This window comes from Mycobacterium sp. NGS29, from assembly GCF_059812965.1.
In genome coordinates this window covers 420,045-433,453 of sequence record NZ_JCALDR010000001.1, presented here as the reverse complement: position 1 = coordinate 433,453, position 13,409 = coordinate 420,045, and the positions used below count along the sequence as shown (strand labels likewise).

12 protein-coding genes and 1 tRNA gene are annotated in these 13,409 nt (G+C 64.3%); 3 read left to right on the top strand and 10 right to left on the bottom strand.

Annotation, left to right across the window (positions count from 1 at the left end):
• Positions 1-4 precede the first annotated feature (4 nt).
• Positions 5-1,345: a M20/M25/M40 family metallo-hydrolase gene (locus AC5Y5Z_RS02025; RefSeq protein ID WP_499923084.1), complete on the bottom strand. Its 1,341-nt coding sequence runs from the start codon at positions 1,343-1,345 to the stop codon at positions 5-7.
• Positions 1,346-1,455: 110 nt separating this feature from the next.
• Here AC5Y5Z_RS02025 and AC5Y5Z_RS02020 point away from each other — a divergent pair.
• Positions 1,456-1,541: transfer RNA gene (locus AC5Y5Z_RS02020), tRNA-Leu, on the top strand.
• On the opposite strand, the gene AC5Y5Z_RS02015 is transcribed toward AC5Y5Z_RS02020, so the two are convergent.
• The 4 genes from AC5Y5Z_RS02015 to AC5Y5Z_RS02000 form a co-directional block, all read right to left on the bottom strand.
• Positions 1,523-3,169, bottom strand: a complete 1,647-nt coding sequence (locus tag AC5Y5Z_RS02015) for a recombinase family protein (protein WP_011560558.1) — start codon at positions 3,167-3,169, stop codon at positions 1,523-1,525. The genes AC5Y5Z_RS02020 and AC5Y5Z_RS02015 overlap by 19 nt on opposite strands.
• Positions 3,170-3,358: 189 nt before the next feature.
• A complete protein-coding gene (locus tag AC5Y5Z_RS02010) occupies positions 3,359-4,858 on the bottom strand; it encodes a replication initiator (RefSeq protein WP_011560559.1) in 1,500 nt (499 codons plus the stop codon).
• A gap of 4 nt (positions 4,859-4,862) precedes the next feature.
• Complete coding sequence (locus AC5Y5Z_RS02005) at positions 4,863-6,308, bottom strand: FtsK/SpoIIIE domain-containing protein (RefSeq protein WP_017205322.1); 1,446 nt, start codon at positions 6,306-6,308, stop codon at positions 4,863-4,865.
• A 92-nt stretch (positions 6,309-6,400) separates the two neighbouring features.
• Entirely contained in the window at positions 6,401-6,745 is a 345-nt protein-coding gene (locus AC5Y5Z_RS02000) for an SCO3933 family regulatory protein (protein WP_011560561.1), read from the bottom strand.
• A gap of 253 nt (positions 6,746-6,998) precedes the next feature.
• On the opposite strand from AC5Y5Z_RS02000, the gene AC5Y5Z_RS01995 reads away from it, so the two are divergent.
• Positions 6,999-7,799: a hypothetical protein gene (locus tag AC5Y5Z_RS01995; RefSeq protein ID WP_011560562.1), complete on the top strand. Its 801-nt coding sequence runs from the start codon at positions 6,999-7,001 to the stop codon at positions 7,797-7,799.
• Between the two features lie 6 nt (positions 7,800-7,805).
• Positions 7,806-8,273: an NUDIX hydrolase gene (locus tag AC5Y5Z_RS01990; RefSeq protein ID WP_005110618.1), complete on the top strand. Its 468-nt coding sequence runs from the start codon at positions 7,806-7,808 to the stop codon at positions 8,271-8,273.
• A gap of 8 nt (positions 8,274-8,281) precedes the next feature.
• Here the strand turns inward: AC5Y5Z_RS01990 and AC5Y5Z_RS01985 are convergent, their stop codons facing one another.
• From AC5Y5Z_RS01985 to AC5Y5Z_RS01965, 5 genes are all read right to left on the bottom strand, one after another.
• The gene (locus AC5Y5Z_RS01985; protein WP_005110615.1) at positions 8,282-8,818 is read right to left on the bottom strand and encodes an HD domain-containing protein; all 537 of its coding nucleotides are present in this window, start codon (positions 8,816-8,818) and stop codon (positions 8,282-8,284) included.
• A 349-nt stretch (positions 8,819-9,167) separates the two neighbouring features.
• Positions 9,168-9,410: a hypothetical protein gene (locus AC5Y5Z_RS01980; RefSeq protein ID WP_005110614.1), complete on the bottom strand. Its 243-nt coding sequence runs from the start codon at positions 9,408-9,410 to the stop codon at positions 9,168-9,170.
• The gene (locus AC5Y5Z_RS01975; protein WP_011768281.1) at positions 9,407-11,182 is read right to left on the bottom strand and encodes a ThiF family adenylyltransferase; all 1,776 of its coding nucleotides are present in this window, start codon (positions 11,180-11,182) and stop codon (positions 9,407-9,409) included. The genes AC5Y5Z_RS01980 and AC5Y5Z_RS01975 overlap by 4 nt, the downstream gene beginning before the upstream one ends.
• A complete protein-coding gene (locus tag AC5Y5Z_RS01970; RefSeq protein ID WP_005110610.1) occupies positions 11,179-12,192 on the bottom strand; it encodes an SMODS domain-containing nucleotidyltransferase in 1,014 nt (337 codons plus the stop codon). The genes AC5Y5Z_RS01975 and AC5Y5Z_RS01970 overlap by 4 nt, the downstream gene beginning before the upstream one ends.
• Positions 12,179-13,294: a CBASS cGAMP-activated phospholipase gene (locus AC5Y5Z_RS01965; protein WP_011560565.1), complete on the bottom strand. Its 1,116-nt coding sequence runs from the start codon at positions 13,292-13,294 to the stop codon at positions 12,179-12,181. Before AC5Y5Z_RS01965 ends, AC5Y5Z_RS01970 begins: the two co-directional genes overlap by 14 nt.
• Positions 13,295-13,409 lie beyond the last annotated feature (115 nt).

Below are 13,409 nucleotides of genomic sequence, written 5' to 3'. Positions count from 1 at the left end.
GTGATCAGCAGTGCGTGAGGAAGTGCGCCAGCACCTGGGTGCCGAACCGCAGCGCTTCGATGGGTACCCGCTCGTCGATGCCGTGGAACAGCGACGAGAAGTCCAACTCCGGCGGCAGCCGCAGCGGACTGAACCCGAAGCAACGAATTCCCAAGCGCGCGAACGCTTTTGCATCGGTACCGCCGGAGAGCATGTAGGGCACCGTCCGCCCGTCCGGGTCGACGGCAAGCACCGCGGCGTTCATCGCGTCGACCAGGTCGCCGTCGAAAGTGGTCTCGTAAGAGTCCAGGCTGCGGATCCATTCTCGGGTCACGTCGGGCCCGATCAGCGCGTCCACCTCTGCTTCGAAGGCCGCCTGCCGTCCCGGCAGCACGCGGCAGTCCACCACCGCCTCCGCGGTCGCAGGCACCACATTGGCCTTGTACCCGGCCTTGAGCATGGTCGGGTTGGCGGTGTCGTGCAGCACCGCTTTGAGCATGCGGGCCATCGGGCCCAGCTTGTCGATGACCCCGTCGAGATCGGGCGAGGTGACGTCGAGGACCAGTCCGGTCTCCTCGCCGACCGCGGCGAGGAACTCCGCGACCGTGGGGGTGATGACCAGCGGGAACTGGTGGCGACCCAATCGGGCGACCGCCTCGGCCAACACGGTGACCGCATTGTGGTCGTGCACCATCGACCCGTGCCCGGGGCGGCCCTGCGCGGTCAGCCGCATCCAGGAGATGCCCTTCTCGGCGGTCTCGATCAGGTACAGGCGGCGCTCCCCGCCGTCGCGGCGCGGCACGGTCAGCGAGAAGCCGCCGACCTCGCCGATCGCCTCGGTCACCCCGGCGAACAGGTCGGGGCGGTTGTCCACCAGCCACTGTCCCCCGTACTTGCCGCCGTTCTCCTCGTCCGCGAGGAATGCGAACACCAGGTCGCGCGGCGGGACGATGCCGGTCCGGCGCAGATGGCGGGCCAGCACCAACGTCATGCCCACCATGTCTTTCATGTCGACCGCGCCGCGGCCCCAAACGTAGCCGCCCTCGATGGCGCCGGAGAACGGATGCACACTCCACTCGGCGGGTTCGGCGGGCACCACGTCGAGGTGCCCGTGGATCATCAGCGCCCCCCGGGACGGATCGGCCCCCGGCAGCCGGGCGAACACGTTGGCGCGACCCGGCGCTCCGGACTCGACGTATTCGGTCCGGTAGCCGACCTCGGCCAGTTGCCCGGCTATCCACTGGGCACACTGCGCCTCGCCCTTGGTGGTCGCCAGATCGCCGGTGTTGGTGGTGTCGAACCGGATCAGCGTGCTGACCACCTCAGCCACGTCGTCGACGAAAACCTGGTCAGCGGGAAGGGTCACAGTCTCCTTTCCTACCACTCCGCAGCGCGCTCCCGCCGCCCGTGCTGGGCCGATTGGGTCGTGGCGGACCGATCCGATAGCCTTAGCTGCCAACTCTTGCGGTTGGTTATGTCCGAGTGGCGGAATGGCAGACGCGCTAGCTTGAGGTGCTAGTGCCCTACTAATGGGCGTGGGGGTTCAAGTCCCCCCTCGGACACATCCGGCGACACGACTCAGGTCGGCAGTCGCCGTGACTCGCCGAAGATGCGGGTCGTAGTCGAGACGCAGGCCCAAGCTTGCGTACACCTCGGCGCGCTCAGCTCCGGTTGCCGCGCCGAGGATGACCGACAGTCCGCCTAACTCCTTAACTAACTCACTGATCTCGGCGGCACACATGGCGCGGGGCCGCTCCACTCGCTCAACGCGTGCCCTCAGCTCGTCGCGCTCGGCGGTACGTTGACGCAACGCAGCAGTTAGATCCTCAACGGCCACGCCAGACTCCACGGCGGTGATCAAGGCAGCCACTTTGGCATTCGCCTCGCTCAGCTGGCGCTGCAAGGCGGCGTAGCCAGGTCCGGCCGCCGGGTCCACGTCTTGCCCGCGTGCGAGGTCTTCTGGATCGGCCAGAGTGGCGATCCATTCGTCGAGTCGCGCTGTCACTGCGTCTTCGCGGAGATAGACGGTGCGCGGATGATCACTCAGGTCCACAGGTACAGAACGTGACTTGCCGAACTCACAACGGTAGAGGATCCGCGTTGTTTGCTTCCCCGGCCGGGCGGCGCCCTGCATTCGCCGTCCACATGCGGCGCAGAACAGCAGCCCACGCAGCGCATACGGCACTGTCGATTCTCTGCTGCACACGCGACCGGGACCACGCCGCGCCTGCATCCGGAGACGAACAGCCTGCGCCAGCTCATCAGGGATCAGCTCTTCGTGCGTGCGTCGATCGGGTGCGATCCAGTCGGCCCGATCGCGCCACCGCATGCGAGTCTCATATCCCGCGGCGACATCATCGGGGTTCAAAAGGACCTCATACTTCTCCTGCTTGCCCCAGACACGGATACCGCGGTACGCAGGGTTGTCGAGAATGGCGCGGATCGCCGAATGGGACCATCCACGTGGGTCACGATGCCGGTTCCGTGCCGGGTCGTATTGGCTCGGTGATGGCACTCCATCGTCGGTGAGCTGCTGTGCGATGAAGCGCAAGCCAGCACCATCGGCATACATGCGATAGATCCGCTCGACGGTCGGGGCGGTCTCGGGGTCAGGCTCCAGGCGGTGAAGACGCTGCCCAAGACTTGCCTTGGCGGGGTTTGGGTGCGGGCCGGCATCGACGAGTTGATAACCGTACGGTGGGCGACCGCCGAGGTATCTGGTTGTGTCCTGCGCGAGTGCCGACATCGCGGTACGCACGCGCATCTGGATTCGCGCACGTTCTCCCTTGCTCATTCCGCCAAAGAGCGTCATCACGAGGTCGTGTGCCTCGGATCCGGGATCAACCGCTCCGCCAACTTCAGGCACCCATAGGCCGACCCCGTAGTGCGTGAGCACCGGGAAGGTGAGCGCAAATTGCGGTCCGTAGAACGCGCGAGCAGGTTCCCCGATCACGACGGCATCGAAGCCACGGCCACGAGAAGTGACATCTGCGAGCAGACGTGAAGCCTCCGGCCTGCGTTTCCAGGGAAGCGACCGGCTCTGGCCTATATCGAAGTAGTCGGCGGCGAGGACGCCGCCATGCGGACTGATCAGATCGATGGCACGACGTTTCTGCCAGCTGCGGCTCGCCTCCGGATCTTGGGCGTCCTCGGTACTCACTCGGCCATAGAAGGCGAACCTGAGGCTCATGCCACTCCCCTCCCTGATCTAGGCGTCCGGTCCCGCATAGCCAGTATGACGTTTACCAGCGCGCGGTTGGCCTCGCGCGGGAGCCGATACCGGTTCGGCAGGTCAATTTCAACACCTCCCTCTGACATGTTCGGAGCATCGACTCGAACGTCACACTCGGAGCGAGCATGTGTCGTAGTCGGGCATCTTTCAGCCATCGCTTGCCCCTAGCGGATCCCATTGTTCGTTGTGGGCTTGGCGACGTGCTTCTACCAGTCCGATGAGGCGGGAGTGGATGCGTTGGAGGGCCGCGGAATAGACGAGACTGCGATCGCCGAGGCTGCCGAGGCCGGCACGTTCGAACTCCCACGCCACCAGATCATCGCGACCGGCGAAGTCACAGTTGGGATCGTATTGGTATGCAGTGCTTTTCAAGCGTTCTTCACGCGTCCAAATGGCGCGCTGTTCGCGCAGCACGGTCATGGTAGTGGAATAACGGCGGGATTTGCTGGTGATGTGGCCGCGGAATCCGAGGGTGTGCAACCACCGCCCGATGCCGGACAGTCCTTTGTCCGCGAGATCGCTGATGGTGGTCAGGATGGTCCGCACATGCTCTGACACGTCCAGGTCGGGTATGGCTTCCGTAGATAGGCGGCGCGCGCTGATTCCGAGGTCTACCAAGGATTTGGTGACATACTTGGCGAGATAGCGTGCCACCAGCCGGCCAGACATGGACCGTCCTGAGCCTGACCCTGGTTCTGGTTCTGGTTCTGGTGGAGCACTTTTCACTGGTTTTGCGGATGCGGCGAGGGGTTGGGTGTCGATCTGTGTGCCGAAACGCATCGTCCGCGCATCGGTATCAGCGGTCGGATCGTCGATGGTGAGCGTGACGGTGCGGGCGGCGTGTTGGATGATGGTGGCGAGTTCGACTGCACCGATGGGTGATTCCCAATCGGTCTGATCGGGGTCGTCTTGGGGGTCCAGGCGGATCAGGGCGTGGATGTGTGGGATGGCGCGGGCTTGCAGTTCGACGATTTTGATGAAGCTCACCCGCACCGCATCCGGATCCACACCGGTGGCTTTCAGTTCTTTGCGGAGGGTGCGCCGCATGGTGATGGTGAAGCGTCGCCACAGTTCGGGAAGATGCCAGGCGAACAGGACATGCCCGGCATAGTCGTAGCACTCCGGACAGAGCGGCTGACCGACCCGCTCGTCGCCATGATCATGGGACATGCTGCACCACAATTGTTTTCCATGCGGGCAGCGGCGGTAGCCGCCGATCCGGTGCTGGTCTCGGCATACCTGCGCTTTCTTGTCCCCCGACGTCGTGGCGGTGTGGACGGCCCCGAAGCTGGGGGCAGTCAGGGTGAGGAAAACTTGCGGATGATCGCCCACCGCGGTGGGCATGCCGTGGTGGCCTCCCGCAGCGCCGGCGTGCACGAGTTGCCAGGTGTCGCGGGCGTAGAGATCTGAACACGACGGGCAAATGTGGGCGCGACGGTTGTTGCACCGCGTCCACACCACCCGCTGACGCCCGTACTCATCGGTACCGATCAGCTGGATGGGGTGAGCGCAGAATCCGACGGATTCTGCTCGTCGCCACCAGGATTGGTATCCCATCGACGCGGCCCGGCGCACCATCTGCTCGACCACTCGGGTGGTATCAACTGTATCCGGAACACCCGGCAGGGCAAGCTGCGCCGATGTCATGGAGCTATTCACCGCTGCCCTCACCCACGGTGTGCCCGGTATCGGTGTTGTGTGGCTGGTGGGTCTTGTTCGGTCGGCTCGGGGGTCGGCGGAACCGAGTGGCCAGCGCGGTGATGTCGTGGTCGGTGACGTGGAAGGCCCGCACCCGCTGGGCGTAGGCGGTGCCGTCAACCATCATGTAGCCAACACCCGGTGTCGCGTCGGGGATGCGGTCACATTCGGCGCCGGCATCGCGTGCTCCCTGTCCCAGGACCATAGTGGTTTGGGTGGCTTCAGTCAGGCGCAACCCGATCCGCACCGTGAACAGCTGCCTTAACGGCAGGGTGTCTTTGGCGGGGTCTTGCACCGCGGCGACGACGCTGATGCCGACTGCGCGGCCTTGCGAGAGCAGGAGGCCCAGGAGTTGTTCGATTTCGGTGCGGACCTTGCGGTCGGTCACATACGCACTCAGTGCTGCGATTTCATCGATCACTACCACGAACAACGGCTCCGACGTCGTGGGAGTGTGTAGTCGGGTGTGGCCGCGCAGACGATTCGCCCGGGCGTGCATCACCGTGACGAGCTGGCGTAGCAGCTCCAGGGTGGTGTCGGTGGCGTCGTGGGTGAACACGGTGAACAGGGGTGCTCCGGCACCGAGTTCCATGCCACCTTTGGGGTCGATGACACATAACCGCACCAGTCCGGTCTTCACCGCGGGGGCGATGCCGGCGATCAACGACCACAGCACTGAGCCTTTACCTGCGCCGGTTGCCCCGGCGATCAGCACATGGTGACCGAGCAGCGGCACTTGCCACCAATGCCGCGTTTCGGTGATCCCGACCCGCACCAGCGCCAGGTCCACCGGGGTTGCCGGGGCGGGCATGGGCAGGACGATCGGTTCAGCGAGCACGTCTGCCCGCATTAAAGTGATGCGCAGTTCGCCAGGCGAGGTGGCGGTGATGCTGATGCGGTCGGCGCGCCACGCGGCGGCCAGCGCGTCGGACTGTTTATGCCAATCTGCCACGGACTGGCCGGTGACGATGCGCACCGCCAGCACATCGGTGGTTTTACCGATTGTCACCGTGCGCAGGGTGGGAGTGAGGGTGCGGCCGCCGAGTGTGGCCGTCAGGCCGTGCAAGGTGCAGGTCGATTCCCAGGTGCGGGTGTAGCGCGACCACGTGAGCCAGCGCCGCCGTACCGGTTCGGTCACCCAGGCGCGAAATGACCCCGGTTGGAGCCAGGCCCAGCCCGCATACCCGGCACTGCACACGATCGCGCAGATCAGGCCCACGCGTGGGCCGTGGCTGATGGCAAGCACGAGGCTGGCGATGATGGGCACGTTGATCGCCGGGAACAGCACCGCCCACCAGAGCACATACCCGGCTGCGGTGAACAGCGACATGACCAGTTCTCCGAACCAGTCGTCATCGCCTGATCCACTGTTGGTGGTGTTCTTATTGTTCGATGTCATGAGAGATGCCCTCCGTGAGCGTGTGGTCAACAGCAATGCCCGGGGTGGCGGGGTGCGGTGATCGGTTCACCGCACCCCACACCCGCTTGGGGTTACTTCTGCGGGCGTGTCTGCTCACTCGGCGCAGCACCACTGGCGGTGGCGGGGGTGAGGGCATCAGCGCGGAACGCCACCCCGCTGCGATCACCTTGGGCCCACGGGATGGCCACCAGACCAACCACCGAAATAGACTGCGTGACTGTAACTTTGGGGTCTCCTGCCACGGTGACATTGAGTACTTCGCCGCCGGAGTCATCCAGCGCGAGGACCTGGGTGGCGTACATCGGCATCCCGGTGGCGGTGTCGACTTTCGGGGCGCCGGTTTCGAAGTTCAGCCGTGGCTCCGGAGCGCGGGTGACGATAAAACGAGTTCCAGACGTATCGATTCTCAAACGCATTGTCCTACTAGTCCTTTCGTGAGATGTTGACGCCGGTCCGGCGCTGGATTCAGTTCACGTGGACATCACGGACGTTGCGAGAGACATGTGCCGACATTTCCGACACATCCACGGGCATTTCGGACACGGCCGGACATACCCACGGACATCACACCGACACTATCGCCGCAGGGTGGCGGCAATCGCATGGCAAACTAGACACCACGCGCTGAAGGATGGATACGGACGACACGGGAAGATGTGCGCTGACACGATGGACGAGCAGGACGGCACCGAGGCCGCCATCACTCCCAACGATCGCCTCGCGCAGCGGCTACAGGCCAAAGGTCTGTCCTCGCAGCGGTTCGCCACCGCGGTGGGTGTCGATATCAAGTCGGTGCGACGCTGGCTGGCCGATAGCGACTACAGAATTCGCGAACACAACGCCCGCAGCGCCAGCGAGGTGCTCGACTGCACTCCGCATGACCTGTGGCCCAAGCAGTACCCGGCCGCTACCCCCCGTGCAGTGACAACAGCGTCTGCGGGTGGGCCATTCACCGCGACCCTGTATGCCAGCCGTACTCAGCTGCCGATCACGACGTGGCAGCAGCATTTCGCCGACGCCACCACCGGCATCGACATCCTCGTGCTCGCGGCCACGTTCCTGTTCGACACCCTCGACGGATTCCTCGACACCCTGCTCGCCGCCGCCGCCCGCGGTGTGTCGGTGCGGTTTCTCGTCGGGGATCCCGACACTGCGACCACGATCTTGCGCGGTGAGGAGGAAGGGATCGGCGAGGCTGTCATCGCCCGCTGCCGCACGTCGGTGGAGTTGCTCGCCCCTCACGCTTGTACCCCGGGGCTGGACATTCGCACCCACGACACCGCGCTCTACACGTCGATCTTTCGGGTCGATGACGCCATGATTGTCAACTTCCACATCTACGGCTCACCCGGGCGCAACAACCCTGTGCTGGTTCTGTCACGTCACCATGAGCCAAGGCTCTGGACCACCCTCGAAGACGCTTTCACCCAGGTCTGGAACCGCGCCAGACCGCTGACCGCGAAAGGCTGACCCCCGATGCGCACCGACTACTACAATGACCCCAACGCCCCGGCGCCCAACAGTGTCGTTCCGTCCGCCTCGGCCATCGTCACCGACGAACAAGGTCGTATTCTGCTGATCAAACGCCGCGACAACACCCTGTGGGCGTTACCCGGCGGCGGACACGACATCGGCGAAACCATCGCCGACACCGCCGTGCGGGAAGTCAAAGAAGAAACCGGGCTCGACGTCGAAGTCACGGGTCTGGTCGGTGTCTACACCAACCCCCACCACGTGGTCGCGTTCACCGATGGCGAAGTGCGCCAACAATTCTCGCTACTGTTCGCCACCACGGTGCTCGGCGGGACCCTCGCCATCGACCACGAAAGCACCGACATCGCCTGGACTGCCCCCGACGACATCGCTGGCCTGGATATGCATCCGTCGATGCGACTGCGCGTCGAGCACTACCTGCAACGCCGCGACAGCCCCTACCTCGGCTGACCGCTGGGCTACAGCCAGTCGCGTACTCGCCGGACCGCCGCCAACAATTCGTCGCGGCCCGCGTCGACCGCCCGGTGCACCGGGTCCTCGGATCCATAACGCGCCAACACGTCGCGTAGTCGATCTCGCGGTGATATCGGCGCCCCGTCAGGTCCAGTCGTCAGATCGCAAAAAGTCAACGCATCAAGGACATTGCTGGGCGGATCGCTGAACGCGGACAAACCCGACAAGCCCCGCTCGGCAGCCTCCGCGTGCGCTCCGGTATGAAAGGCCACCAAGGAAGCGACCAGCTCCCCGAAACCCGCCGATCGCACGAACTCCGCTCCATCAAGGGGATGAAAACCGGTCCGGCGCACCGACGGTGCGTAACCGATATCGTGCAACCACCCCGCCGCGACCAGACAGTCCGCCGTTTGAGCATCGAAACGCCGGCTCAACCGCTCGGCAGTCGTCGCGACCCCCCGGACATGCGCCAACCGCCGCGGCTGCTCAGCCAGCCGCGCCTCGGCCTCGCGCCGTGCACGCTGCGCCAAAACTACGCTCACAACCGCCAGCCTACGAGCCCCAGCACCATGCCGCAGCCCCGTCGCGGCTGATGGCGCAGATCCTGGACACCCGCGACCCGCAGGAACCGGCGGCCACCAGCAGGCTTCGCTACGCTCGCTCTGCTCCCGTCCGCTGGCGCTCCCGTCCGCGCCGCTCCCTGCGCTCCGCCCTCCGTCCGCCGCCACGCATGCATGCACCCACGACCGGCGCCGGAACTAAGTCGCAGGCCACAGCGCTGGCATCACGACGAGGCGCAGCTGCCCTCGCTGCTCGCCGCATCGAGACGCCGCGAGCGGCAGGCCGGACCAATAGCCTGACCGTCGCTGACCTGCGATGTGAGAACTTTCTTTACTGGTATCGAGACACCTGCTCGATACAGCGGCGAAGGCGTACCGCCGCTAACAGGAAGAAGTGCAGGTCACGTTCAAGAGTTTGGAGTTCCACGTGGTCGGCGTGCCGCTTGTTGAAGCGTCGGTCGATGCGTCCTGATTGGAGCGCCACGGCGTTGATCCAGTTGGTTGCCTCGGTGCGAAGACGCTCGACAATGACGCCCTCTGATGGGGCATTGCGTTGACGTTCCGTTGCCCTCATTCTGTCCCTGCTGTGTGATCCATGGGGTGCGTTACACCGGGGAGGAAGTGGTGTCGGGGGCCGCTGGCCGCGTGCGGCAGAGCGATGAGGTGTGTGCCCGAAACCGCGGAGTCCGGTTGTTGGAGGTGGCTTCCGATCAGGTTGACGAGTGTGGCTGCGACCGCTACGAGGTCGGCTGCCGAGCCGTGGAATGTGGGGACCGAGCAGCCCCTGGTTGGTATAAGTTCGTCATCGCTGGGTTCTTGCCACAGCGTGTGGTAGAGCTCAAGTCCGCTGTCGCCCTGGATTGTTCGGCCAGCGTCTTGATCGATGCTGGAAACTGTCGCTGTTGCGCTTGCGGCGCACAGCACGGCTAGGCCGAGCGTGCCAGAGCGAGCGTCTGTGGCGACCTGAGCGATCAATGCCTTTCGCGTCGGCGCAGTTGCCAACGCATCGAGACAGCTCGTGATGCCGTTGTTCACTGTGGCGTCGATGATGAGATCCGCTGCCAGGCATGACGTGTGGTCTTCTGGGAGGTGCCCTTCTGCGACGGTGACCGTCAGGTCATCACGGATCGCGCGGAGCCGTCCAGCGAGTGCCTCGGCTTTGGAACGGCCAATGTCGTCTTCGACGTAGTTTTGTCGGACGAGCAAGCCGCCGGTGACGATGCCAGGGTCGCACACGGTGATCTCCGATGCTCCTGCGCGAGCGATGAATTCGGCGATCCATGATCCGAGCCCGCCGCAGCCCCAGATGTGGACAGTCTTTCGTTGAAATCCGTTCACGGGGCGGCCGTCGTCGCGGCGGGTTGTCACTTCGGGTCGTTCGTCGGACATCCTGCACCACTCAATCGGGATTTCAGTGTTGATCTTCGCGGGGTCGAGAACAACCCCCACACCCCGTTGCTGCGCGACCTCGCGGAGCGCATTCGCCGTTGGGGTGGGGAGCCGTCCGCCCAAGAGGTGGGGTGGGCCTCCAGCGGGGTGCGGCACGGCGAGGACGAAGTATTGCTCGGCGTCGTGGTGATTTCGTAACGCACTCGCCAGGAGGGCGGTGAGGAACGCCGGCGATTGCGGTGCGATCCGGGGAGCCCGTCCTTCGAGGCGGTCAAGGTAGGGGTCGTCCAGGAGAGCAAGCAGTAGCGCGAATGTGGATGCGGCACCGAACGGCAGCGCGGTGGCCAGGGTAATTACCGGTACGCGATGCCCGGCAGCTCCAGGCGAGTACGTCAGGTCGTATCGGTGCGTTGACCGGGCGATCAGGTGAGCCGTTTGGTGGCGCTTCGCCGGTCCGGGTTCTCGGGTAACGATCGTCGGTGTGTCATGTGCCTGATGCGGCACTCCGCCAACAGCGTGGTACATGGCGGTGGCGGCGTCGAAGTTTCCGGCGGCCGCGTCGACGAGCCAGTCCCAAAGGCGGGTGAGTAGGCCGGCCACACCAAGCGTCGGCTGCCATTCCCGTGAAGGATCCAAATAGATGCATAGTCGTTGACCCGCGAGCACATGGGGGTAGCCGAGAAACCGAGTGTGATCAACGTCGATAGCCGGTAGCGAGTACGAAGAGGGGCGAAGCTGAAGGATGAACTCCTCGGTCTCTTGAAGTTGCAGGCCACCCGGATGATGCGGGATGGCGGCCGTGCGTAGCGAGATGCGGAGCGACGCCTCGCCGCTAGCGTCGAGCGTGGGTCTTCCTCGGACCTGGATTTCGTTGGGACGTTGTTGCGCTAGCGCTTTGAGTTCGGCGAGGAGATGCTTCTGCCAGCCCGTCAGCGTGGGCTGGTGGCGTCTGGTCACCCTGCCCGACCAGAGCGCCCCACTGTTGAGTCCGCGGCAGAGGTGGCTGCTGGAAACTTCGCGCTAGCGGTTGTTGTGGCCGGCGCCTTGAATCCGTCGCCGAAGATGTTCTGCCACAGCTGGACACTGCGGTCTTTGTCTTTCTCCTCGTAGGCCGCTTCGATGTCGGCGGCATGCACGTGGATTCGGTCACGGAAGTAGCTGTAGGTCGCCTGAGCGCTCTCGGGGTCTGGTCCCCACCGGTGGTCGAACGTCACGCCGGAACCGGACGGGTCGGCGATGGAGGGCTTGATCGGGTTCGCTTGCAACCAGGTGTCGAGGTCTTGCACGACATGAAGAAGAGTTGTGGGGACGTTGCTGTAGTAACTCGGGTCCAGGAGCTTGCGCAAGTCTGTTACCTGCTCCCCCAGCATGGTGGTCAGCAGGACTGAACGTGTGCCGGTGAACGAATTCTTGTGATCACGAAGGTATTTCATGAGTCTGATCACTTTGCGTAAGTTCCCGCTGGCGATAGAGTCCTGTTTCTTCATCCAATCGGTGAAACCCTGCGGGTTCGTCAGCTCCCACTCGTTGTCGTCGCGGTTGACGATGACCTCTCGACCGTCGGCCAGGTTGAGGTGAGGGACGATGTCGACGTGCATGGAGTTGGCGTAGACGAGCCGCGCGCAGCGGCACTTACGTGAGTGCGGCATGGTGCCGTAGGTGCTGTGCCGATGCAGGGCTGCGTAGACCTCATCGATGTAGGTCTTGGGGTTGTCGGCCCAGTCCGGGTTCTGGCTCATGTCGAGCATGAAGTCGGCGTCGAACTCGTTGTCACCGACGGGGTTGATGATCGTGCGGTGTGCCCAGGAGCCTTGCGGCGTCTTGCCGGTGATCAGCGCACCGATTTCGACGTCGGCTTTGAGTGCCTTGTAGATGGCTTCGACGCGCTGGTTGAGTAGGTCCAGTTTGAACTGGCTGAGATTGACCGTGTCTTTCAGCAAGACGTTGAAGTGGTCAGCGAGTTGCATTGGGGGCCTCCGTGTGTGAAATGCTGCCCGGATCGTCGCGGTGTCGGCGTCCGTTCACCGGTGTGTATGCGGGCGCCTGGTGGTCAGCGAATTTCGCGGTGTAGCTAGGGCTGAGTTCTCGGCTGACTGAGGCAGCGAGGCCGGCCACGTCCTTTGGGTCCGCCGAGTCCAGTGCGTAGAGGCCGCCGGGCACTAGAGCGTCGAAGCGCGTGTAGTTGGATTTGCCGATCAAGTGTTCGGCGAGGCCCTGTCCGCCACGGCTGCTGGCGTTAAGGATCAGCGGGGCAATCGGTCTTGCCCAGTGTAAGAGTCCGCCGCGGTCCAAGCGCTTGGGGTGATCGGTCAGCTGATCAATGGTGCCGACGTTGAGGACGGTAATCGCGTCGAGAGGAACACCGAGCATGCTGACGGCCTCGGCGATCGCGACGACAGCCGGGTTGTTGGCCCATACTCCGCCGTCAATGAGCCTGTGTCCGTCGACGTACGCCGCGGGGAAGTACAGCGGCGCCGCCGAGGTCGCCAGTGCAACGTCCACCATCGGTATGCGCCAGTCGCGGGTCAGCCGTGTGTGGTGCGGAGTCTTGAAGATGTGCACGGCCCCGCGTTGTACATCCCACGCGGGAATGACGAGTCGCTTCGTGCTGTCGCCAAGGAGTCGGGCTCCGAGGACGCCGGTCAACGCTTGCCGCAGCGCCTCTGCGTCATAGATGGGCGATCTCAGCTGCCGTGGTCGGCGCCATCCTCGCCGCCTCGACGCCGGAAAGACTTTCTCGACCAGTTCTTCGTAGTGGGAGACAATCTCCTTCGGCGTGAGGCCCGCACCGAGACCCAGTGCGACGATGCCGCCCGCCGACGTGCCAGCAATGAGGTCGAAGGAATCGGTGATCCTAACGCCCAGATCCTGCTCCAGACGTGCAAGCACATGCGCAGTGAACAACGCCTTGGCGCCCCCTCCATCGAGAGCGAGGACCTGGAAGCGCTCGGGGCGCGGGCCAGCCGCCTCGCGCTCGGCTGCTGGATAGACCTGCGCGGCGAATTCGCCAGGTCCCGGCGAGGACGTACCATTATCAAGGTTGGCAGGCGTCGCGGGAACTACATCCATGTAACTAGACTACGCCGCTCCGCCGACAACGACCTAGCCGTTATTGCCACCGGCGTGGGGACCCGCGCAGCCAGCAGCCATGTCAATGCTCCGGCTCAGCATTTGCCGGCTCCGT

Excerpts from the sequence above, each read along its gene's own strand:
- AC5Y5Z_RS02000 (WP_011560561.1), bottom strand. The coding sequence starts at position 6,745 with ATGCGTTTGAGAATCGATACGTCTGGAACTCGTTTTATCGTCACCCGC.
- AC5Y5Z_RS01965 (WP_011560565.1), bottom strand. The coding sequence starts at position 13,294 with ATGGATGTAGTTCCCGCGACGCCTGCCAACCTTGATAATGGTACGTCC.
- AC5Y5Z_RS02010 (WP_011560559.1), bottom strand. The coding sequence starts at position 4,858 with ATGACATCGGCGCAGCTTGCCCTGCCGGGTGTTCCGGATACAGTTGAT.
- AC5Y5Z_RS01990 (WP_005110618.1), top strand. The coding sequence starts at position 7,806 with ATGCGCACCGACTACTACAATGACCCCAACGCCCCGGCGCCCAACAGT.
- AC5Y5Z_RS01970 (WP_005110610.1), bottom strand. The coding sequence starts at position 12,192 with ATGCAACTCGCTGACCACTTCAACGTCTTGCTGAAAGACACGGTCAAT.
- AC5Y5Z_RS02015 (WP_011560558.1), bottom strand. The coding sequence starts at position 3,169 with ATGAGCCTCAGGTTCGCCTTCTATGGCCGAGTGAGTACCGAGGACGCC.
- AC5Y5Z_RS01995 (WP_011560562.1), top strand. The coding sequence starts at position 6,999 with ATGGACGAGCAGGACGGCACCGAGGCCGCCATCACTCCCAACGATCGC.
- AC5Y5Z_RS02005 (WP_017205322.1), bottom strand. The coding sequence starts at position 6,308 with ATGACATCGAACAATAAGAACACCACCAACAGTGGATCAGGCGATGAC.
- AC5Y5Z_RS01980 (WP_005110614.1), bottom strand. The coding sequence starts at position 9,410 with ATGAGGGCAACGGAACGTCAACGCAATGCCCCATCAGAGGGCGTCATT.